This window comes from Megasphaera sueciensis, assembly GCF_050219315.1.
GTDB classification, from domain to species: domain Bacteria; phylum Bacillota; class Negativicutes; order Veillonellales; family Megasphaeraceae; genus Megasphaera_A; species Megasphaera_A sueciensis.
In genome coordinates this window covers 35,872-59,134 of record NZ_CP116939.1, presented here as the reverse complement: position 1 = coordinate 59,134, position 23,263 = coordinate 35,872, and the positions used below count along the sequence as shown (strand labels likewise).

The window sequence follows — 23,263 nt, the reverse complement described above, 5'->3', positions numbered from 1 at the left end:
CCTCCTAAAAAAAACAAATCCAGCTATCGAGTAGCTATAGGCTTATATTATCATATTAACTAACTAATGTCAACCAAATTCAATATTTATAAATTACTTGTCATTTCATTTAAATGGTACATTCCTCTTCTCACATAACGTGCAAAACGATATGCATATTTATTATGTTCATCTGCCGCAAACTCTTGTAATTCTGCAATATACCAATCTTTTCTTACAAATTTCGGGAAAAAAGTATCTGCCGTAAATACCGCATTTATCTCTGTAATATACTGGCTATATGCAAACGGCATAAAAGACTCATACATAGATGCTCCGCCAATAACGAAATAGTCCTTATCCGGCAGCAATGCCGCCACTACATCTTCTATTGAATGATACACGGTAATACGAGAATTATTCTTTTCATACTGATTCTGTCTTGTCACGATAATATGATGGCGCTGAGGCAAAATACCAGGTAAACTCTCAAAGGTTTTACGTCCCATAATAATGGTATGCCCACTGGTAAGTGCTTTAAATCGTTTTAAATCCTCCGAAATATGACAAAGGAGATGCCCATTGATTCCAATCCCCTGATTCTTATCTACCGCGGCAATAAGATGAATCATTATACAGCTACCTCCATGGATAATTTTCCTAAGTGCTGATAATTATCCAGCGCAATATCATCTATTGTAAACTTGTAAAAATCGTGAATGTTAGAATTAATAAGAAGTTTCGGTGCCGGCAACGCTTTATCACGACGATTTAACTGCTGTTTGAGTACGTCTATGTGATTTTCATACACATGTGCATTATTGATAACATGGGTAAACAATCCTGGCTTCAATCCCACCGATTGGGCAATTAAATGGACAAGCACCGCATATTGCGCCATATTAAACGGAACACCTAATCCCATGTCACCGCTGCGTTGGATAAGCATACAATTTAATCGATCACCGGTAACATCCCATAATGTCTGAAAAGCGCACGGCTGCAGACTCATATCAGGAAGATCTTCGATATTCCATAAAGAAACAATCATACGTCGATTCTGACTATCAGATTTCAACATATCTAATAATTTGTCTACTTGCTTAAATTTACGAATTTGATACCCGTACGCTTTGCCAATCGTACCATCAGGACGCATCCACTCGTCCCAAACGTGACATCCCATTTTTTGTAACTCTCTGACATCATTGCTTTGAAGCTGCCATATCCAAAGAAGCTCTTTAACGGCAGTTTTAAAAGCAACAAATTTGGTTGTCAAAATAGGGAATTCTTCGTTTAGATCAAACTGCATGATTTGATGAGGCAGTTTATAGGTAGGAATACCCGTTCGGTTATTAGAATAATACCCTTCTTTAATTATTTTTTCAACAACGTTCAAATACTTCACATCTGCTTTACTCACAAGAATCACCTCTGTATATTTTTAAGCTTTTCTATCGTCATTAAAAACTGTTTGCCATATTTATGCAATTTAAAAGTTCCCACTCCTTTTATGCGTTCCATTTCTTGCAGCGTAGCGGGCAAGGTGCGCGCCATTTCCCATAACGTAGCATCTGTAAAAATAACAAAAGGTGGAATATGTTCCTCTTTTGCAAGATTATATCGCAAATTGCGAAGTTGTTCAAATACAGGCCGCAATTTTTTTTCATCTATCAGTATGCTTTCTTCGCCATGTTCATCCTTCTTTTTAGTTTCTAATGTCTCCGCTGAAGAAGGAACCGCGACTTTCTGCAGTACTTTAGCTGTACCAGCCAACACATTTTGTCCGGCAGCAGTAAGAGAAATAATAGGATATTGTCCTTCAGTCTGTTCTAAATACCGATCTTCAATACATTGTCGCACAAAATCACGTATTTCATTAAGAGAAAATCGGCTTAACATCCCATATGATACGGTATGATCAAATCCATACCGTTTGACTTTTGCATTGGCACTCCCTTTCAAAATATCGCATATCATGGTCATTCCAAATCGTCCTTTAAGTTCATCCACACATATGAATACACTTTTCGCCGGGAGTGTCCTATCTTCCTCTACTACTTTTCTATCGCAATTTCCGCAATGACCACATTTCTCCCATTGAGAATGTTCACCAAAATATTCCAAAATATATCGACGCAGACAAGTATGACATTCGCAGTAATCAATCATGCACCGCAACATATGTTCTTCCTTCAGTTTTTGCTGCATATCATGACAGGACATTTTTATCAAATACCGTTGTACCATAATATCCTGCCGGCTAAACAATAAAATACATTCTCCGGGAGCACCGTCCCGACCGGCTCTTCCAGCTTCTTGATAATAACTTTCTAAATTTTTAGGCATCTGATAGTGAATGACAAAGCGGACGTTGCTCTTATCAATTCCCATTCCAAATGCATTCGTTGCTACCATCACTCGTATTTCATCATAAGTAAATCTTTCCTGCATAGTACGCCGTGTTTCATCGCTCATTCCGGCATGATAACGGCCTACCTTGATGTGATGCTTATGAAGATCTGTATATAAACGATCCACTTCTTTACGTGTTGCCGCATAAATAATGCCGCTATCGCTTTCATGCTTAGTCAAATAGTCTAAAACAAAAAATGTTTTATCAACATCTTTCACAACATTGAAATATAAATTGGGCCGATCAAAGCCACCAATAAATATTTTTTCTTCCTGCAGCCCCAGCAAACTCATCATATCTGTTTTTACTTTCTCCGTCGCCGTTGCCGTGAAAGCTCCGACAACCGGTCGAGGCTGCAATGATTCCAGCCAATCTTTAATATGGCAATAACTCGTACGAAAATCATGTCCCCATTGGGAAACACAGTGAGCCTCATCAATAACAACCAATGATATGTTCATAGCTCTCATAAACGACATAAAAAATTCATTTTCCAATCGTTCTGGAGACACATATACCAATTTTATTTTACCACTGCGAATCAATGAAAATTTTTCTTTCATTTCCGGAAAAGTACATTGGCTGTTAATATAGGCCGCCGGTATTTGTTGATTAACTAAAGAATCTACCTGGTCCTTCATAAGTGAAATAAGCGGAGAAATAACTATCGTTATTCCGTCTAATAGGAGTCCCGGTATTTGAAAACAAATTGATTTTCCTGCTCCTGTCGGCATAATCGCCAAACAATCACGGCCAGAAAGCAGTGCATTGATAATCTCTTCTTGCCCCGGTCGAAAGGTTGTGTAACCAAAATATTTTTTTAATATATTAATAGGCTGCAAGAATGTTCCTCCCTTTCACAAAGAAAGGACATGCCTATAAGCATGTCCTTTTTCCACCATCAACGTAATTATTTCAATTCTGCCTTTAACACTTCTCCTAACCGTCGGATACCTTCGACAATACGATCTTCCGGCATATTGGAATAGTTCAAACGGAAATGGTTCGCATTGCCGCCGTTAGGATAAAAAATACCGCCAGGTACATACGCAACTTGCTTTGCAATTACCTTAGGCATCATTTCTTTAGCATCCATATATGCTGGCAAAGTTACCCACGTGAATAAACCACCTTCAGGATAGGTAAAAGTGATTCCTTTGGGGAAGTATTTTTGCATGGATTCATACATCAAAGTACGGCGTTTTGCATAAAGGGCCTTAATTTCCGTCACATGTGCATCTAAATCAAACATTTTAATAAAATAGGCAGCCTGACGCTGACCAAACGTGGAAGTTCCTAGATCAACAGCTTGCTTAAACTTAACAAATTTATCAATGATTTCCGGGTTTGCAACAGTCCAGCCTAATCGCAGACCTGGCATAAAAATTTTGGAGAATGAACCGAGAAATACAACTTTTCCTTGTGTATCCATTGATTTCAGCGACGGTAATTTTTCTCCGTCATACCGCAGTTCACCATAAGGATCATCTTCTACAACAACTACATCATATTTATTGATGATGTCCATAAAAGCCTTTCTGCGTTCCATCGGCCAAGTAATACCCGTTGGATTTTGAAAATCAGGAATAACATAAATCATTTTTACCTTGGCGTCAGATGCAAGAATTTTTTCCAATTCTTCTGGAATTATCCCTTTGTCATCAGTAGGTACTTCTGTGTATTTCGGACAAACCGGATCAAATGCCATGATAGCCCCCATATAAGAGGGACTTTCCATTAGAACAGTATCATCCTTATTGACCAAAATCTGAGATAAGATAAACAATCCCTGCTGAGAACCTGTCGTTACAACAATATCTTCAGCTTTGCAGTCTACGAAAAAGGCTTGTTTCATTCTTTTAGCGATTTCTTCGCGTAAGGGAACATAACCTTCGGTAGTGCCGTACTGTACGGCCTGACGGCCCTCTTTTTCCAGTATTGCTACATCGACCTTTTTCATTTCTTCAATAGGAAACAATTCCGGGGCAGGAAGCCCGCCAGCAAAAGAAATTACTTCCGGCTGTTCCGTTAATTTTAATAAGGCTGCGATGTCTGACGACTGTAGCGTCTGCGCAAAATCTGAAAATTTTACCATTCTTACCACTCCTTCTAAGCACTACGTGCAGATAAGTAAATCCTTCCCAGTGGAACAATTATAACACACATAATCAGGCTTTGCAATTTCCCATTCTTGAAAAGTAAGATAGCGTCTGTCTTCTATCTGATTCCATTTGATGAATCAAATCTTCTGCATTGATAAATTTTACTTCTTTTCGAAGCCGCTTATAAAAACGAACACGTACTTTCTCTCCATATAATTGCCCCTGCCAATCCAAAATATGCGTTTCGATCCGTCTATATTGATTAGTAAAAGTCGGATTAGCTCCAATATTCGTCATAGCTGGCAGCCAACACTCCCCAGCCTTCATCTCTGTGACATATACTCCATCCGGTGGTATAGCCATTTGTAAAGGGATTAACATATTAGCCGTAGGGAATCCAATAGTAGTTCCTCTCTTATCGCCTTCCACAACCATACCTTCTAATTCATATGCTCTTCCCAGCAGTGCCGCCGCCATTTCCATATGGCCCAGCTGAACAGCTTTCCGTATAACGGTACTGCTGACGGGAGCTGTCCGCCCGGGTGTTTCCAACAGAGGAAGTACGTAAACGGGTATATTCTGCTGCATTAAAGCCGCCTTAAGAGTTGCCGTATTTCCAGCAGCTTTCGCACCATATGTAAAGTTATCTCCTACTACAACGCCACGTGGCTTTAAGTATTTTAACAATCGGTTAGTAAAATCAATATGTGTTTCACTAATCAATGCACGATTCATTGGCAATAGTATCAACGCATCTATACCTAAATCTGAAATATAGCGGATTTTTTGGTCTACCGTCGCCAGGCGTACAGGTTCTCGCTGCGGACAAAGCACAGAAAACGGGTGGGCTGAAAAAGTAACAACAACAGCCGTTCCCCCTATACTCTTCGCCTTCTTTATGGCTTCCTGCATAACTTTTTGATGTCCCAAATGTATCCCGTCAAACGTACCTAACGCAATAACAGCATTGGGACAACCTGCGACTTCTTCAAATGAATGAAACACTTGCATGTACAGTTACCTCACAATACTCCCGTAAACATTTTATGGGGTCGTATAATATGATGCTCTTTATTAAAACAGCCAATGCCCACTAATATCTCCCCAGGACCATATATGCGCAAAGGCACACCCTCTTCAAAATTTCGTCCGGCAAAAGACACTGCCCGCCCTTGCAGAAGAAATTGACATTCTTCCAATGGTAAATTAATCCGTGTCATCTGTTGTATTCCCATATCACTAGGTAATATATACCGTACAGGATCCTTTTCCAAAGTTTCCAATGTTACCGCATCATCAATATCAAACAGTCCCGCTTTAATCCTGACTAAATAGGACATGACGGCACACGTTCCCAGCGATTCACCTATATCACGAACCAAGGAACGCATGTATGTACCTTTAGAACAAGTAACAGATATAAGTCCCCGGCCACGATGATATTGCAACAGACGAATCTCAAAAATAGTGACCCGTCTGTTTGGCAATGTAAACTGCTGATGCTGCCGGGCCAGTTTATACGCTTTAACACCATTAATATTGACCGCAGAATACTGCGACGGCCTTTGTTCCATATCCCCGACAAACCGTTCCTGCAACCAGGTATTTAACATAGCCGCATCCATATCTGGAATTATCCCTTGGGCAACAACAGTTCCTGTAATATCTTCCGTATCTGTTGCTAAGCCAAATAGAAACTCCGCATGATATGTTTTGATCTCGTTGCCACCATATTCGATAAGCCGCGTCGCCTGTCCTAAATACACAGGCAAAACGCCTGCTGCCAACGGATCGAGAGTCCCCGCATGTCCAACTTTTTTCATAGAATAGATACGGCGGATTTGGCCAATAATATCATGGCTGGACATTCCTGTAGGTTTTAATACATTTAAAATTCCATTTTTCATAGAGCCTTCAAGAGTTCCTTCACAAGATGCTTTTTCGCATCCAATAAATTCATATTAATCGTGCAGCCGGCAGCCCGTATATGCCCACCACCGCCAAATACCGCTGCAATGGAATTTACATCCACACTTTTCGAACGTAAACTGACCCGAGACTCTTTATCTTTGATATATTTAATCGTAAAGGCTACTTCTGTTCCCTTAACTGAGCGGGCATAATCAATATATCCACCCGTATGTTCACCTGTAAACTTTAACAATTCTGTATCGAAAGTAATCCCGGAAATACGATTATTCGCAAATAATTCAATATGTTTCAATACTTCAGAAATAGCACGCAATTTAACCAATGAGCGTTCTTCTAAATGTTCTGAAATATGATTAGGCTTTGCCCCGGCATCCAAAAGATCCGCTGCCATCCGGAGTGTATGTCCTGTTGTATTGCTGAATTTAAAGAAACCACAATCTGTAGCAATCGCTAAATATAAAGCATTTGCCATAGAATCCGTAATCAAAACATCCCAGCGCTGAAATAAATCTGTTAATATTTCTCCTGTTGCAGCAAAATCAGCCCGAATATATTCATAATCAGCAAAATGCTCATTGGAAATATGATGATCGATATTCAATACATTTCCCTTGATACATTGCGCAGCAGAACCAATCCTTTCCACTGCGGTAGCATCAAGAATAACGGTCAACCATGAATCATCGGTTACAACAGTTTCCGGTTTAACGATTTGATCCACACCTTGCAAAAAGAGAAACTTATCTTCTATAGTATCATCAATAGCAATAATGACTTTTTTCCCCAAAAGTGCCAGCCATTCACGCAAAGCAACTAATGATCCAATCGCATCTCCATCTGGATTGACATGTGCCGTTAGCATAACATTATCATAGTGCTCCAGAAGAGATTTAATTCCTTCAGATGAGATTTCCATATAGTCCGTCAATCCTTCTTTTCTATATCTTTCAAAATTTTATCGATTTTTATGCCATAATCCAAAGATTGATCTTCTTTAAATTGAATTTCTGGCGAATAACGGATTTTTAACCGCTTTCCTACTTCGGAACGAATATATCCATTCGCACTTTTTAAAGCCGTTAACGTATCTTTTTTCTGCTTTTCATCACCAAACAAACTTACATAAACCGTAGCTTCCCGTAAATCCCCCGTAATTTTGGCATCTGTAACAGTAACGAACCCTATCCGCGGATCCTTTAATTCCTTAAGGAGTATATTAGAGACTTCTTGCTTGATAAACTCTTGGATTTTTCGTACTCGCATTTCTCCCATAATTGCTTTTCCTCACTTTATTCCGTCTCAACTTCAACCATAATATACGCTTCCATTTCATCGCCTTCTTTAACATCGCGATACCCTTCGAGCGTTATACCACATTCATAGCCTTCCTGAACTTCTTTAACATCGTCCTTGAAACGGCGAAGAGAATCTACCTCCCCTTCATGAACCACGATTCCATTGCGAATCAAACGTATTTTTGCACTGCTGGACATTTTACCTTCCGTTACGTAAGAACCAGCAACAATGACCTTCGGTGTGGTAATAACTTTTCTTACTTGAGCACGTCCCAGCACCTTTTCTTCCATTTTCTTTTCGAGCATCCCTTTCATAGCCGCTTCTACATCATTAATGGCATCATAAATAACCCGATAGGTACGCAAATCTACATGCTCATGTTCAGCCATCTTACGCGCCGCCGCATCCGGTCGAACATTAAACCCTATAATGAGAGCATTGGAAGCCGAAGCCAGCATAACATCCGATTCAGTAATAGCTCCTACACCGGCATGGACAATCGTAATCCGTACTTCTTCACTCTTAATGCCTTCTAATGATTGGCTTAGAGCTTCCACCGATCCTTGCACGTCCCCTTTAACAATAAGGGAAAGTTCTTTTAATTCTCCCTGCTGTATCTGATTAAATAAATCATCCAGCGTAACCTTCTGATGCTGATGCAGTTCAGATGTACGTTTCTTTTCCATACGTTTTTCCGCTACAGAGCGTGCCGTTTTTTCATCGACTACGTTTAAGATATCCCCTGCTTCAGGAACATCATTGAGGCCGAGAATCTCAACAGGTATAGATGGTTCCGCCTTCTTCATGCGTTCTCCCCGTTCATTGGTCATGGCGCGGACATTCCCGTAACACGTACCAACGATAACCGTATCCCCCACATGAAGTGTTCCCTTTTGAATGAGGACTGACGCCATAGAACCGCGGCCTTTATCAAGTTTAGCTTCAATAACAACACCTTGTGCTGGTCGATTGGGATTTGCTTTTAAATCCAATACTTCAGCAAGAACAAGAATATTTTCCAGCAGTTCATCCAAACCTATTTTTTTATGTGCAGAAACGGGTACCATGATAGTATCCCCGCCCCACTCTTCTCCAACTAGACCATATTCCGTTAATTGCTGCATAACCTGCGAAGGATTGGCCCCTTCCTTATCAATTTTATTGATAGCTACAATAACAGGGACACCCGCCGACTTAGCATGATTAATAGATTCAATCGTCTGCGGCATAACGCCATCATCCGCTGCAACAACAAGAACAGCAATGTCTGTAACCTGCGCCCCACGAGCACGCATAGCGGTAAACGCTTCATGCCCCGGCGTATCCATAAATACAATTTTTTTGCCATTATAACGAACCTGATATGCGCCGATATGCTGTGTAATGCCCCCGGCTTCATGGCTGGTTACATTGGTTTGGCGGATGGCATCGAGAAGACTGGTCTTACCATGATCGACATGCCCCATAATAGTAACAACAGGAGGACGAAGCTTCAATGACTCGGGCGGATCAATAATTTCCTCGATTTCCGTAGGATCTTCAGGCGGTGCCGCTTTCGTTACGGAAACATTAAATTCATCAGCAATAAGGCTTGCCGTGTCATAATCAATTTCTTGATTGATTGTTGCCATAATGCCGCCTAACAAAAGTTTTTTAATAACCTCACCGACTTCACGATCCAGCTTTTCCGCAAAATCTTTAACAGTAATGCTGTCACCTATTTCAAGAGTGGTGGGATATTTCTTTTTTTTCATTGTTTCTGCGTTCATAGTAAACCCTTCGCGCTGGCCATGCTGTATGCTTCTATGGCCTTTATTCTTATTTTTGTTTTTATTTAAAACGTTGGATAACAATGTATGGGGTCTATTGATGTTTTTGGAGTTTGATGTATTTTTTTTATTGTCATGGCCTGTTGCCTGGGTATGTTTATTGTTTTTATCGTGGTGATTATTGTGTGCATCGTTATTTTGCTGAGGGCGGGCAAAATATTTTGTGCGTTTATTACTTCCCTGCTTAGCGGCCTGACCATTGCCTTGTTGTCTGGAAGGTTGGCTGTTGCCTTCCCGGTGCTGACTGTTTTGACTGTTCGTAGTCTGCCCGTTACGAGTATCGGGGTGCTGCTTTCCTCTATTGTCATTTTTTTGAGTACCCTGACTGTTCTGACGCTGACCACCTGAATTGGTAAATTTTCCATCGCGGTGCTGTTGATTTTGCGAATTAGAGAATTTCTTTTTATTATCCCGGTTGTCATGATCCCGTGTCGATCCGGTAGATATTCTGGACTTTTTCTGTTGTATACCGCTTTTAACGGTTGTTTCTAAATGCGAAGAATGGCTGGAATGCTGCCGTTCGCCTTGATCGTTTCCTTCCCGCCGCGGTACGTTTCCTTTATTAGTAGTCTGTTGAGCCGCATTATTATATGTGTTTTTAGTATGTTTTGGAACTGCCGCCCGTACCGTTTCCCTTTGTTCCTGCTTTTTAGGTGCAAAAGTCCTCTTCAATATGGCTTTTGCATGATCATCAACACCGCTGAAGTTACCAACCTTAATATTATTATCCTGCAGTGTTTTGATGACGGTTTTGGTTTCTACACCTAATTCCCGTGCTACTTCAAATACTCGTTTCGTCATCTAGTTACCCCCTTATGTTACTCCATCGTTTTTAACACTTTATCTATGGCCTCGGCAAATCCCGCATCAGTTAAAAGGACAACTACATGCCTTTCCTTTCCTATTGATCTGCCCAATTGTTCTTTCGTAAATATATCAACAACAGTTATTTTCTTTTGTTCCGACAAATACCGATATTTTTTAACATTATCTGAACCACCGTCCGATGCCAAAAACAAAAGAGGAACTGTATGATGTTTTAAATACTTTTGTGCAGCAAAATCTCCACAAACTAATCTGCGAGATCGATATGCTAACCCTAAAAAACTTAAAATCTGTTCTTTTTGTGTCATAATAATTCCTGTTTCAACGTTTCATAAATTTCATCAGAGACCTTTGTCTTAAGAGAACGTTCCAAGCGATGTTCCTTATACGCTTTTTCCAAACATTCACTTGCTGCGCAGATATATGCACCACGACCAGATTTTTTCCCTGTCTTGTCAATTTCCACATTGCCTTCCGGTGTAAGAACAATACGAATCATTTCTTTTTTATTTTTCGGTTCCTGACAGCCTACACAAATGCGCAAAGGTACCTTTTTTTTCTTCATGGCTCTTCTCCTATGATTTCATATTTTCTTCAGCCAATTCTGCTGGAACCACAGCTTCTCCCATTATATCCAAATCATCAATTACATCTTTAGTTCCTGTTTCATTATTTGCAGATGCTAACTGCCCTGCCTGCGTCTCACTTTTGATATCTATTTTCCAATTAGTCAGTTTTGCTGCCAACCGGGCATTCTGCCCGGCCTTTCCGATAGCCAGGGATAGCTGATAGTCGGGAACAACAACACTGGAAGATTTATCATTTTCATCTACTGTCACAGAAATAACTTGTGCCGGACTCAGTGCATTCGCAATATAAACCGCGGGGTCTTCGTCCCATTTTACAATATCTATTTTTTCATTTTGCAATTCCGTTACAATATTCTGCACGCGCATCCCTTTTTGGCCTACACAAGCACCTACAGAATCAACGTTCTCATCACGGGAATAAACAGCAATTTTCGACCGGCGCCCCGGTTCACGGGCAACCGATTTCAATTCTACGACACCATCATATATTTCAGGTACTTCTAATTCAAACAATCGTTTTAAAAGTCCAGGATGGGTGCGGGATAAAAGAATCTGTGCTCCCTTAGTGGTTTTACGAACTTCTACAACATAGCATTTGATTCGTTGTCCTACCGTATACGTCTCTGTCGGAATTTGTTCAGAAACAGGAAGCACGGCTTCCGCCTTCCCCAAATCAATATAAATGTTTTTCTGTTCGATGCGTTGAATAATACCGGTTATGATATCATCCGTACGATTGGAAAATTCATCATAAACAATACTGCGTTCTGCTTCGCGCAAGCGCTGGATCATGACCTGTTTAGCTGCTTGAGCAGCAATCCGGCCAAAATTTTTCGGTGTTACATCCACATTGACAACATCATCTATATCATATCCATTATCAATATTACGGGCCAATTGCAATGAAATCTGGTTTTCCTTATCTTCCACAGTTTCCACGACCGTCTTAGGTGCCATGATACGATAATCACCGGTATTGCGATTTAATGTAACAACAGCATTGCCGTTAGCTCCGGGTTCCTTTTTATACGCCGTAATTAAGACAGCTTCCAGCGAATCATAAATAACATCCGGAGATACATTTTTTTCTTTAGACAAATATTCAATGGCACTTAGTAACTCTTTATTCACGTTAATAACCTCCAACTAAAAATCAATATGCAGCCGTATTTGAGAAATCTCTTCAGTATTCAATATTTCTTCTATTCCGTCCACACGTACTATAAGTGTTCCATTATCCTGCTTTTTACCAAGTTCCGCAACAAGAAGCTTAGTATTTTTATGCGCCTTAAAAAAATGAATGTCTACCATGCACCCTTCATAACGAATAAAATCCGAATCTTTTTTAAGGATGCGATCCAATCCAGGAGAAGAGACCTCTAACAGATAATTATCAATGATAGGATCTTTTATATCAAGTATTTTGCTGAGTTTTTCACTAACAAACTGGCAGTCTTCCAAATCAATTCCGCCTTCTTTATCTAAAAACACTCGCAGATACCAGTTCTTTTCGCGCACATACTCCACATCAACCAACTCTAATGGTGTGCCTGCAATAATCCGTTCTACTTCTTCCGTTACAATTTTTTCGATTTCTTCCCGCTTCATTTTGTCACCCTGTACTTTCTAAATAGTGTGGGTAAAAGTTGAGAGTGGGTTTACACCCACTCTCAAAAAAATAACTTAATTACTTTTAGTATATCACTATCATACCCATCTGACAACAGTGAAAAGCCTTTAAATCAGCTCAGCTCTCTGCTAGTATACCATCTAAAACAGACGTAAGATGTTGACCAAGAGAAACTTCCAATTTTTTTAAATCATGTCCATCAAAATCATGAACTAGATTAGGAAAATTATGAACTCGCTGTTCCGCAAAAAAATCATCTCGCAGAATATTATACATAACAGATAAACCACTTCGTGTTTCTTTTTGATAATAAGAAACAATCATGTACGAACCATTAATAATCCGTACTGCCTGAGAAGGCTCTATTAACCGCTTAAAGCCTTTATATTCTTTTGGAAGGAGTTCCTCCCAATTAACGGCAGCTATTCCCTTATTTTTAAAAATAACGGTAAAATTAGCCGATCGGTTCACATAATAGCATTGAATCAACTGAGGAAGACGTTTTTCTACCATATGTGTAAATACATCAAAATCTCCCGTAATAAATTCAATAAGAGCAAATTCCAGCATGCAAATATCAGTACGTACCGCATATTCTTCCGAAACCGGATTGAAAGTTGCACGTACGGACCACCCATTGCGGGAATCTTGATAAGAAAAAATAATAAATTCCTTATCGTGTCCATCTTCCGTTATCATTCTAAATTCTTCTGTCAATTTAAAATCTCCCACACGGAGTGGGAGAACGGAAGTTATATTCCATTGTCGTATACGTTCAGTCAATACATTATCCATAGTAAAATAGTGGTGCGGTTGGTGGGACTTGAACCCACACGATCGAAAGATCACTGCCACCTGAAGACAGCGCGTCTGCCATTCCGCCACAACCGCATAATGAACTAAAAATCATATAATTTCTTGTACTGCTCTTCATTTTGCAATACCACTTTAACATATTCTCTAGTTTCTGAAAAGGGTATTTTTTCAATTTCCGAAAAATCTTTTTTCCATCCATACTTGCTTATCCAACTGTCGACATGGCCTCGCCCAGCATTATACGCTGCCAATGCTAATACTTGATTGCCGTCAAATTCCCTCAGCAAATATGCCAAATACCATGTACCCATTTTAACATTAGTCCGTACATCTCTGAGTTTATCGGGGGTAAAATTCTTCATTCCCATCTGTTCTGCAATCCATATGCCGGTTTCTGGCATAATCTGCATCAAACCGTTAGCTCCCCGCTTAGAAGAGGCATCTTCCTTGAACTTGCTTTCTGCCAGAATAACCGCCGCCACTAAAGCAGGTTGTACATGATTTTCATAGGAATAATACCGAACCATATAATCATATTGCAAAGGATATGCTATTTCTCTCATCAACGCATCTTTCCATGTGTAAAAATACCCGCAGGAGAAACAAACTAGCAGTATCGCTACGACAATTGTTCGTTTATTATTCCGTTTCTGCCTCAACATTCCCTCCCCCAAGGTTACCCCTGGATAACAGTAAATTCCATTGTATCCGCACTTGTTCCTCTGTATATTCCAGTGAACCCGTGTTGTCGATGATAACTTGAGCCAATGACTTTTTTTCATCTATAGGAAGTTGAGCATGGATGCGCGCCGATGCTTCATCTGCAGTATAATTATTCCGGTCCATCAAGCGTTGTAACTGTGTTACCGGATCTACATATACCAACCATACCTCATCAACGTACAGATAGTATTTTAACTCAAAAAGAAGCGGCATGTCAAGGAAAACTATCTTTGCTTTTTTATTTTTTTGCAATCTTTTTATTTCTATATCGATTTTTTCATGAATTAACGGATGTAAAATAGACTCCAACCTTTTTTTTTGTTCTACATCATTAAAAACTATACTCCCTATATATGCCCGATTCATCGTACCATCAGACAAAACAGCCTGCGGACCAAAAATCGATGCCACCGCTTGTAATCCGAAAGAATTTGGGGTTACGACAGCTTTAGCCAATTCATCACAATCAATAATATATGCACCATAATTTCTCAATATATTGATAACTGTACTTTTTCCTGAAGCAATACCACCAGATACGCCTATAATATACATTATTCCTCCTACTTCTGGCACTGCGGGCAATAATGGGTTCCCCTTCCGGCTACTTTTATATATACAATTTCCGTTCCACAAACAGGGCACGGACGTCCCTCTCTGCCATAAACACAAAGATTATGCTGATTTTTCCCTTCTTTTCCACTTCCGTTGATAAAGTCGCGAATTGTCGTTCCACCGTACATGATTCCTTCTTCTAAAACACGGACGATAGCATCATGTAATCGTACAGTCGTTTTGTTACCAATACGATTACAACGGCGCAGGGGGATTATCTGAGCTGCAAATAAGGCTTCATCAACATAAATATTGCCCAATCCGGCGACGTTTGTTTGATCTAGTAAAAAACTTTTAATCGTCCGCGTATTATTTTTCAGCTTTTGCCTTAAATACGCCGCAGTAAAATTGGGGCTTGTTCCGTCCGGTCCCAATGTGTCACAGCCTTTGACACCCGTCAAACCAACAGAAGGAATCAACCACAAACAGCCCAATGTCCGTACATCACCATATAGCATCCGTCCTTGTGTCAATTGAAAAATAATGCGGCTGAAACGCGGCAGTACAGAAGAATTTTCCTCTTCATATGTAAGACGCCCAGTCATGCGAAGATGAATCAGCAGAGATTGTGGTCCATCCATATGCAGAAATAGATATTTTCCCCGCCGTTCCACACTTTTTATTTTTTTGTTTTCAAGTGCTGCAGCAAATTGCTGCGGCGTTGCATTTTTAATAAGTCTCGGTAAAAAAATCTCTATTTTCTGTATTGATTTTCCGGGCAGATGATTTTGCAAATATCGTCGCACCGTTTCTACTTCCGGCAGTTCCGGCATTTCATCCTCCTACTTTGCTTCTTCCCAATTTATTCCATAATTGATGTCTACTGTCAATGGTACAGAAAGAACCACGACATGTTCCATTTTATCTTTTAATATTTTCGCTACTTCTTCCCGTTCTTCTTCAGGTACTTCCAACACTAATTCATCATGAACTTGTACTAAAAGACAAGATTTCAATCTACGCTGTTCCAGCTCTTTCTGAACCGAATTCATGGCCATTTTTATAATATCGGCAGCACTTCCCTGAATCGGTGTGTTCATGGCAGTCCGCTCAGCAAAAGACCTCCGGTTAAAATTTTTGCTGTTGATTTCCGGAAGCATGCGTATGCGTCCAAACATGGTCTTAGCCATACCTGTCTTGCGAGCAGTTTCAATCAGACTATCCATATATCCGCGCACGTGATCATACCGATTAAAATATGCTTGTATATACTCTCTAGCCTGACTACGTAAAACATTGATATTACGGGCCAATCCAAAATCACTGATCCCATAAATAATACCAAAATTAACGGCTTTGGCATGAGATCTCTGTTCCGCTGTAACTTGTTCAAGAGGTATACCAAATACCTCTGAAGCTGTGCGTTGATGAATATCTTGTTTTTTAAGAAAACCGTCTATCATTGTAGGATCTTGAGAAAGATGGGCTAACAGCCGCAGTTCTATTTGCGAATAATCAGCCGACATAATATATGTATACCCTTTTCCTGGTATAAAAAGTGAACGGATACGACGTCCCTGTTCTGTACGGATAGGGATATTCTGCAAGTTAGGATCCGAGCTGCTAAGACGTCCCGTTGCCGTTACCATTTGATTGAAAGAAGTATAAATTCGTCCTGTAGCTGGTAAAATAAGTGGTTCCAACCCTTCCAGATATGTAGAAATCAGCTTTTTCAAAGCCCGAAATTGTAAGATTTTAGGAATAACAACATGTTTGTCCTTTAATTCTTCTAACACTTCAGAATCGGTAGAATACCCTGTTTTGGTTTTCTTAACTACAGGCAGACCCATCCTTTCAAATAAAACAACACCAAGTTGTTTTGTGGAATTGATATTAAACACTTCACCTACATCATCATAAATGGCTTCTTCCAAGCGATCCGCAGCCAATGATAATTCCTGTTCCATAGCACCCAGTTTTTGTACATCCACAGTAAACCCATTCATTTCCATGATTGCCAGCGTATGAATCAACGGAATTTCTATTGTATCATACAAGGGAAGAAGGCCAGTATTTTTCAAAGATTCCTGTACCTGCGACCAGACTTGCAGTGCAAATTGTGCAGCACTGGCAGCTTTATGCGCATCATCCGTCATATCTTCATCAAACGACACGCCAAATCGTTCCGACAAATACGATAATCCATAAGTCGTGCGTGTCGGATCAAGCAAATACGCGGCCAGTGTTAAATCTGCCAGAGGGAATTGTTCTACTTTTACATTGGTACTGCTGTAATCAAACAAAGCTCCTTCCTCGGTCATTACATAAGCAGACGTAGCTTTAGTCAGCCTTTTCCCATCAGAAGTGACCACCAGCAAAGCGTTTGGAAGTACCTTCAAATACGCTTCTTCCTTATCGTGGGGAACCATAAGCACCCCTTCCGGCACAGCCACAGCCAAAGCCGTCATGTGTGGTACAGGAAGATCATTTGTATACAAGGCTTCCACGGCAATGATCTGATTTTTAATTTTTTCGGGCGGTAATTCCTGTACCGTCAATAGTTGCAATTTTGGTTTATCCAACGATGTATTTGTATTTACTGCGGCAAACCGGTCAAATGCAGAAAAACGGTTCAGCAAATTTTTAAATCCCAAGCTGCGAAATAAAGCAGCCACTTCCTCCATCCGCGGCTGCGGTGAAAACATATCAATGGTATATTCAATAGGCACATTGCACTGTATTGTTGCAAGTTCCTTAGACAAAAAAGCTTTATCTCTGCCGTCAAGAAGTTTTTCTTTTAATTTTTTCCCGGATATTTCTTCTAAATGGGCATACACACCTTCTAATGTTCCATATGCCGTAATAAGTTTCAATGCAGTCTTTTCGCCAACTCCTGGAACTCCCGGTATATTATCGGCCGAATCGCCCATAAGTGCTTTCATATCAATAACCTGCAGTGCCGTAAAGCCATATTCAGTTTTCATTACTTCCGGCGTCACGGCCAGCATAGTCGTAATTCCTTTTTTTGTCAAATGAACAGTAATATCCTGATCAACTAATTGCAGCGCATCACGGTCTCCTGTGACAACAGCCACTTCTACATTTTTCTTTTCCATATTCTTGGCTATTGTACCGATGATATCATCACCTTCATATCCCTGCAATTCCAGTACGGAGATTCCCAAACAGGACAATACTTCCCTAATAAGGGAAAATTGTGGGCTTAATTCATCGGGCGCCGGTTTGCGCGTAGCTTTATAGCCATCATAGATATCATTTCGAAACGTATGCTTATCTTTGTCAAATGCAACGGCTACATACTGCGGATTTAATTCTTCATATAGCTTTAACAGCATATTTAAAAAACCATATACGGCATTCGTATATCGTCCCTGGCTATCGGTTAATAGCGGCATAGCATAAAATGCCCGATACAACAGGCTGCTACCGTCAATAATGGCTAATTTTTCTTTCATATAAACATCTCCGTCAATCGTCGATTTTTACTACAGTTAATGCATTAAAGATTTGATAATGCTGTAACCAAAATAAATAACGGCACAGCCGATAATAAAGGGGGCCGCGTATACAAGCAAACTCAAAGCAGCAAAAATCACAGCTACAATACATAATAAAATAAAACCAATAGCAAACTTTATACGCAGTGGAAGTCTATTTGTTGAATAGATATGCACATGTGGATTTTGATTTTCTTCTTGTTTTGCTTGAGATCGAAAAAACGTACCGAAAATAGTTTGGTTATCTTCAGCCGAATCATGAACTGAGCCATCTGCATCAATCGTTTTACCACGAAAACTATTTTTCTCTTCTCTCGAAAGAACTTGAACCCGTTCATTTTCTACAGCTGCCCGATGACAGCTTTCACACAAACCGTCATCATATACGGCTTCTCTATCACAGTTTTTACACTTCATGATTATCCTCCTATCATAAAAATCACAAGCGTTATCATTTTATTCACACTATCTTTTATTATAACGTAAATTTCGTTATACAAAAAGAGCAAAAAAAAGAAAAAGCCACACGTATTGGATGTGACTATCTTATGGTAAAATGAAATATTTCGATCCTATAGTAAATTGGACAAAAAGTTTGTAAAAACGTGACTGATAAAATAGTATGCAACAGCACCCATAAGAGCTGTGCAGGGAATAGTTAATACCCATGCAAACACCATTTGCCTGGCAACATTCCAGTGTACCGCTTTTACCCGTTCTGCCGCACCAACGCCCATAATCGAGCCTGATACAACATGGGTAGTCGATACAGGAAGATGCAGCAGTGTAGCTACAAGGATAACAAATGCTGAATTCAAGTCTGCCGCAAACCCATGAATTGGATACATCTTAAAAATTTTACCGCCTACTGTCCGAATAATTTTCCAGCCGCCTACACTGGTACCTGCCGCCATAGCTGCTGCGCACAGTAGTTTGACCACCATAGGAACTTCTAATGTACCGATAAATCCTCCGGATAACAACGCTAACGTAATAATCCCCATAGATTTTTGCGCATCATTGGAACCATGAGAAAATGCCATAAGCGCTGCTGACATTACCTGTAAACGATTAGCAGATAAATTAACTTTGGCAGGCTTAAAGCCTTTACATACATGGAACACTAGATGCATGATAAGATACCCAACGATAATTGCAATTACAGGTGAAAGGATTAACGATAAAATAATTTTAAGTATTCCTATTCCGTTTAACGCCGATATACCAACGGAAAAACAGACTGCCCCAATAAGACCGCCTATTAATGCATGTGATGAACTGGAAGGCATGCCAAACCACCATGTAACAAGATTCCAAATAATAGCTCCTATCAGTCCGGCAATAATAATAACCTCGTTAATCAAATTAGCCGATATAACAATATCTCCGCCAATAGTTTTAGCAACTCCCGTAGAAATCATAGCACCAACAAAATTCAATACAGCAGTACCTAGGATAGCAATTCCCGGACGGATAGCCCGCGTTGATACACAAGTCGCAATGGCATTAGCCGTATCATGAAATCCATTAATAAAATCAAAAAACAAAGCTAAGACAACAACGGCCATCATCAAATACGTATCAATCATAGTTGTATCCACCTCTTTTTACTGCCATCTTGCATTTTTTCATAAAAACCACCATTCCCTCAATACTATTTCAATATTTCTATTCCGGTAATACCAAGAATAGAAATATTCATAACTATTTTATACTTTTTCTTATGAGTAACCAACCTATTTTCCCATCATATATACCGTAAAACGGCACATAAAGATACACCTTCATGCAATAGTATCCTTAACCAAATAATTGCCGAAAACTGTTCTCCATGTGCCGCTGCCAAAAAACCTGTCATAATTTCCCTATAGCATTTCTTTATTCTTCCGTATCGTATTCTTCTTTATTCTTGCATAATACGACAACCTTTTCCCCATTGATTTTTGAAAAATATTTGCGAGCCTGCATGTATTTCACCAATACATCTTTACAAACGTTTTCAACTTCGGTTATACTGTCCGCTTTTTCCACTGCCAGGTAAGATAATCGTTCTATCTCTTTGTCTGTCAATTTAATTTTACTCATAAATGACTCCCTCCTTAGATCTGATAAAATATACAAATGTACTATTACATCATACGAGGTCCCTATCAGGAATTCAATATAAAAGCTTCATATAACCATATAATTTACACGTTTTTTACACACCATGCAAGCTGGCAATATCAGTAATTCCGTTCCTTCAATTTACGTTCGATGTCGCGTTTAGCCTCTTTTTCTGCCAAGGCTTGCCGTTTATCATACAGCTTTTTTCCCGTTGCCAGCCCTACTGTCACCTTAACTTTTCCCTTTTTAAAATAAAGGTTAAGAGGAATAAGAGTATATCCTTTTTCCTTTGTTATGCCCAATAGCTTCATAATCTCATATTTATGAAGAAGAAGTTTACGTGTCCGCAGCGGTTCATGATTAAAGCGGTTTCCTTGCTCGTATGGACTAATATGCATGCCAACAAGCAATACTTCCCCATTTTCAATACGACAAAAACTATCTTTTAAATTTACTTTTCCTTGACGCAGTGATTTTACTTCTGTTCCCGTTAATGCAATCCCTGCTTCATATGTATCATGAATAAAATAATCGTGACGAGCCTTTCGATTATCAGTTATATATTTTTGTCCTATGGTTTTCGCCACAATAGTCACCTGACCTTATCTTTTCTTTTTACCATCTTTCTTATTCTTTATTTTTTTATTCTTTTTTATTTTTTTCTTTTTCACTGTATTCTTGCCTTTACGGCTCTTCTTTGACGCCGGCATCCAATTTCGTTTGCTATCTGCATAACTGCCATTGCGCTTTTGCCGGCTTCTCGTACGATTCATCATCATTTGTTGTAAATCTGCCAAAGATTCAATCGTACCCGGAACAAAATCAATTTCACATTTTTCCACATTGACTTGTGCCAATGTCACCCGGATAGGATCACCTAAATGATATATTTTCCCACTCTGCTGCCCCACCATCGTATAGGTTGCTTCATTAAATTCATATGTATCATCTGTCAGGAATGAAATGTGAATTAAACCCTCAATTCCGTTTTCTAAACTGATAAATAATCCAAAAGGAGTAATTCCACTTACATGGGCATCAAATGGCTCTCCAATAAACGGCACCATATATTCCGCCTTTTTCAAATCATCTGTTTCTCGTTCTGCTTCTACTGCTACTCGTTCTCTTGTGCTAGCCTGGTTCGCCGCTATGGTATGATAAGACAGAGATTGTTCCGCTTCTTTTTGTGTTAATTTCCCTCGTTCCTGGAATTTCCGAATCAATCGATGTACCATTAAATCCGGATATCGGCGTATCGGTGAAGTAAAATGAGTATAGCATTCTGATGCTAAGCCAAAATGTCCGCAATTAGCCGTGGAATAGCAGGCTTGCTGCATAGACCGCAAGGTAATCGTTTGTACCACTAATTCTGCCTCTGTTCCTTTTGCCGCGTCAAGTAATTTTTGAAAATCACGGGGAACGATAGCATCCGTTTGCGGTATAGGCAAATTAAAACTGGCAAGAACCGTCCGTAACGTTTCTATCCGTTCCTGTTCAGGAACGGCATGGATACGATAGACAGAAGGATTTTCACTATTTCTCAAATACACTGCTACTGTTTCATTGGCAATAAGCATGCTTTCTTCTACCATTTGTTCCGCTATAGATCGTTCTCGTTTTTCCAAACGCAGTGGTTTTCCTTCTGTATCTAATATAATTTTATATTCTGGAAAATCAAAATCAATGGCCCCGCGGCGAATCCTCATATCTTTAAGTATTTGCGATAAATCCCGTAAATTTCGGAGCATTGGCATAAACGAACATAAATCATCAGGAACAATACCTTCTGCTAGTGCCTTCCGTACCTCCGTATAATTGCAACGGCGTTTTACTTGAATAACAGCCGGTCCTATATCAGCATGAATAACTTTTCCGTTCTTATCTATTTCCATAACACACGTCATGGCATATCTATCTTTGCCTGCATTAAGGCTGCAAATACCATTAGAAAGAACGGCGGGCAACATAGGAATGACACGATCCACAAGATAGACACTCGTACCACGGGCATAGGCTTCTTCATCAATAGCTGTTCCCGGTTTTACATAGTAACTGACATCGGCAATATATACACCAAGCCTAAAGTTCCCATTAGCCAATCGGACAACATCAATAGCATCATCTAGGTCTTTTGCATCTTCCCCATCTATGGTAATAAGCTGCCGACCTCTATAATCAAATCGCCCTTCTTCCATAGCAACTAACTGATTAATATTTTCCGTTTCTTCCTGAACTTTTTTAGGAAAAACAAAAGGCAGACCATGTTTAGCCATAATAACCTTGACATCTAGATCTTTATCACCCGTATATCCTAATATTTCTGTAATTTCGCCTTCCGCTTTTCTGTTTTTTTCCGGCCATGATGTTATCGTCACAAGAACACGAGCTCCGCTGCGGGCATCTTTGGTTTTGTCAAGAGGTATAAATATGTCTTCTCGGATTCGTTCATCATCAGGAGTTACAAACCCAAAGTTTTTTTGTCTATCATACGTGCCCACGATATTCTTATTAGCCCGTTCTACAATAGTTACAACCTCTCCTTCTTGCTTATGTCTGCCATTGCCGCTTTGAATAACGCGAACAATAACCTTGTCATTGTTCATCGCCGTATAACGATTCTGTTCTGCCACATACACATCATCTTGTAAATCTTCACTAATAACAAAGCCAAACGAACTTGTATATCCTTTATAAATACCCGTAACTTGCGTTTGTCCTTTATTGGGTAAATAACGACCTTCTTCAACTCTCATGAGCACTCCACTCCTTATCATTTGATCAAAGGTCTCAAATAAAACAGAAAGTTCTGAACCAGTCACGTGTAATATTTCCGCACAATCTTCCACTGTTGCGCCTACAGGCGACTTATCTATACATATTTGTATTATATCATGAATACGGTCTAAATTCATATATACCTCATACTCAATAAAAAAACAATCCGCA

General features: G+C 39.7%; 23 protein-coding genes and 1 tRNA gene. All 24 read right to left on the bottom strand.

Annotated elements, in window-relative coordinates; translation table 11 throughout:
* Positions 1–86 precede the first annotated feature (86 nt).
* A complete protein-coding gene (locus tag NXG62_RS00270; RefSeq protein WP_427113070.1) occupies positions 87–611 on the bottom strand; it encodes a dihydrofolate reductase in 525 nt (174 codons plus the stop codon).
* Entirely contained in the window at positions 611–1,402 is a 792-nt protein-coding gene (locus NXG62_RS00265; protein ID WP_427113069.1) for a thymidylate synthase, read from the bottom strand. Before NXG62_RS00265 ends, NXG62_RS00270 begins: the two co-directional genes overlap by 1 nt.
* A gap of 5 nt (positions 1,403–1,407) precedes the next feature.
* Positions 1,408–3,237, bottom strand: coding sequence for a DNA helicase RecQ (recQ, locus tag NXG62_RS00260; RefSeq protein ID WP_427113068.1), 1,830 nt, complete (start codon positions 3,235–3,237; stop codon positions 1,408–1,410).
* Between the two features lie 68 nt (positions 3,238–3,305).
* Complete coding sequence (locus NXG62_RS00255; protein WP_427113067.1) at positions 3,306–4,490, bottom strand: PLP-dependent aminotransferase family protein; 1,185 nt, start codon at positions 4,488–4,490, stop codon at positions 3,306–3,308.
* A 73-nt stretch (positions 4,491–4,563) separates the two neighbouring features.
* Positions 4,564–5,508, bottom strand: a complete 945-nt coding sequence (locus NXG62_RS00250) for a bifunctional riboflavin kinase/FAD synthetase (protein WP_427113066.1) — start codon at positions 5,506–5,508, stop codon at positions 4,564–4,566.
* A gap of 11 nt (positions 5,509–5,519) precedes the next feature.
* The gene (truB, locus tag NXG62_RS00245; RefSeq protein ID WP_427113065.1) at positions 5,520–6,404 is read right to left on the bottom strand and encodes a tRNA pseudouridine(55) synthase TruB; all 885 of its coding nucleotides are present in this window, start codon (positions 6,402–6,404) and stop codon (positions 5,520–5,522) included.
* Positions 6,401–7,345, bottom strand: coding sequence for a DHH family phosphoesterase (locus NXG62_RS00240; protein ID WP_427113064.1), 945 nt, complete (start codon positions 7,343–7,345; stop codon positions 6,401–6,403). The genes truB and NXG62_RS00240 overlap by 4 nt, the downstream gene beginning before the upstream one ends.
* Positions 7,346–7,353: 8 nt before the next feature.
* Complete coding sequence (gene rbfA / locus NXG62_RS00235) at positions 7,354–7,701, bottom strand: 30S ribosome-binding factor RbfA (protein WP_427113063.1); 348 nt, start codon at positions 7,699–7,701, stop codon at positions 7,354–7,356.
* Between the two features lie 17 nt (positions 7,702–7,718).
* Positions 7,719–10,355, bottom strand: a complete 2,637-nt coding sequence (gene infB, locus NXG62_RS00230) for a translation initiation factor IF-2 (protein WP_427113062.1) — start codon at positions 10,353–10,355, stop codon at positions 7,719–7,721.
* Positions 10,356–10,372: 17 nt separating this feature from the next.
* Positions 10,373–10,687, bottom strand: a complete 315-nt coding sequence (locus tag NXG62_RS00225) for a L7Ae/L30e/S12e/Gadd45 family ribosomal protein (RefSeq protein ID WP_427113061.1) — start codon at positions 10,685–10,687, stop codon at positions 10,373–10,375.
* Positions 10,684–10,944: an RNase P modulator RnpM gene (gene rnpM, locus NXG62_RS00220; RefSeq protein ID WP_427113060.1), complete on the bottom strand. Its 261-nt coding sequence runs from the start codon at positions 10,942–10,944 to the stop codon at positions 10,684–10,686. The genes NXG62_RS00225 and rnpM overlap by 4 nt, the downstream gene beginning before the upstream one ends.
* Before the next feature lie 10 nt (positions 10,945–10,954).
* Positions 10,955–12,100 carry a transcription termination factor NusA gene (gene nusA / locus NXG62_RS00215; protein ID WP_427113059.1) on the bottom strand — a complete coding sequence of 382 codons (1,146 nt, stop codon included), beginning with the start codon at positions 12,098–12,100 and terminating at the stop codon, positions 10,955–10,957.
* Between the two features lie 15 nt (positions 12,101–12,115).
* On the bottom strand, positions 12,116–12,577 hold the full coding sequence (gene rimP, locus NXG62_RS00210) for a ribosome maturation factor RimP (protein ID WP_427113058.1): 462 nt from the start codon (positions 12,575–12,577) through the stop codon (positions 12,116–12,118).
* Between the two features lie 139 nt (positions 12,578–12,716).
* A complete protein-coding gene (locus tag NXG62_RS00205; RefSeq protein ID WP_427113057.1) occupies positions 12,717–13,316 on the bottom strand; it encodes a hypothetical protein in 600 nt (199 codons plus the stop codon).
* 88 nt (positions 13,317–13,404) lie between these two features.
* Positions 13,405–13,490: transfer RNA gene (locus tag NXG62_RS00200), tRNA-Leu, on the bottom strand.
* Between the two features lie 8 nt (positions 13,491–13,498).
* On the bottom strand, positions 13,499–14,077 hold the full coding sequence (locus NXG62_RS00195) for a lytic transglycosylase domain-containing protein (protein WP_427113056.1): 579 nt from the start codon (positions 14,075–14,077) through the stop codon (positions 13,499–13,501).
* Positions 14,055–14,693, bottom strand: a complete 639-nt coding sequence (gene coaE, locus NXG62_RS00190) for a dephospho-CoA kinase (protein WP_427113055.1) — start codon at positions 14,691–14,693, stop codon at positions 14,055–14,057. Before coaE ends, NXG62_RS00195 begins: the two co-directional genes overlap by 23 nt.
* A gap of 8 nt (positions 14,694–14,701) precedes the next feature.
* Positions 14,702–15,526 carry a DNA-formamidopyrimidine glycosylase gene (gene mutM / locus NXG62_RS00185; protein ID WP_427113054.1) on the bottom strand — a complete coding sequence of 275 codons (825 nt, stop codon included), beginning with the start codon at positions 15,524–15,526 and terminating at the stop codon, positions 14,702–14,704.
* Positions 15,527–15,535: 9 nt separating this feature from the next.
* Positions 15,536–18,169: a DNA polymerase I gene (gene polA / locus NXG62_RS00180; protein ID WP_427113053.1), complete on the bottom strand. Its 2,634-nt coding sequence runs from the start codon at positions 18,167–18,169 to the stop codon at positions 15,536–15,538.
* A gap of 36 nt (positions 18,170–18,205) precedes the next feature.
* Positions 18,206–18,628 carry a hypothetical protein gene (locus tag NXG62_RS00175; RefSeq protein ID WP_427113052.1) on the bottom strand — a complete coding sequence of 141 codons (423 nt, stop codon included), beginning with the start codon at positions 18,626–18,628 and terminating at the stop codon, positions 18,206–18,208.
* A 155-nt stretch (positions 18,629–18,783) separates the two neighbouring features.
* Positions 18,784–19,800: an inorganic phosphate transporter gene (locus tag NXG62_RS00170; protein WP_427113051.1), complete on the bottom strand. Its 1,017-nt coding sequence runs from the start codon at positions 19,798–19,800 to the stop codon at positions 18,784–18,786.
* A gap of 289 nt (positions 19,801–20,089) precedes the next feature.
* Positions 20,090–20,296 carry a hypothetical protein gene (locus NXG62_RS00165; protein WP_427113050.1) on the bottom strand — a complete coding sequence of 69 codons (207 nt, stop codon included), beginning with the start codon at positions 20,294–20,296 and terminating at the stop codon, positions 20,090–20,092.
* A gap of 140 nt (positions 20,297–20,436) precedes the next feature.
* Complete coding sequence (gene smpB, locus NXG62_RS00160) at positions 20,437–20,904, bottom strand: SsrA-binding protein SmpB (RefSeq protein WP_091647250.1); 468 nt, start codon at positions 20,902–20,904, stop codon at positions 20,437–20,439.
* A gap of 15 nt (positions 20,905–20,919) precedes the next feature.
* Positions 20,920–23,229, bottom strand: a complete 2,310-nt coding sequence (gene rnr / locus NXG62_RS00155; RefSeq protein WP_427113049.1) for a ribonuclease R — start codon at positions 23,227–23,229, stop codon at positions 20,920–20,922.
* Positions 23,230–23,263: the final 34 nt, after the last annotated feature.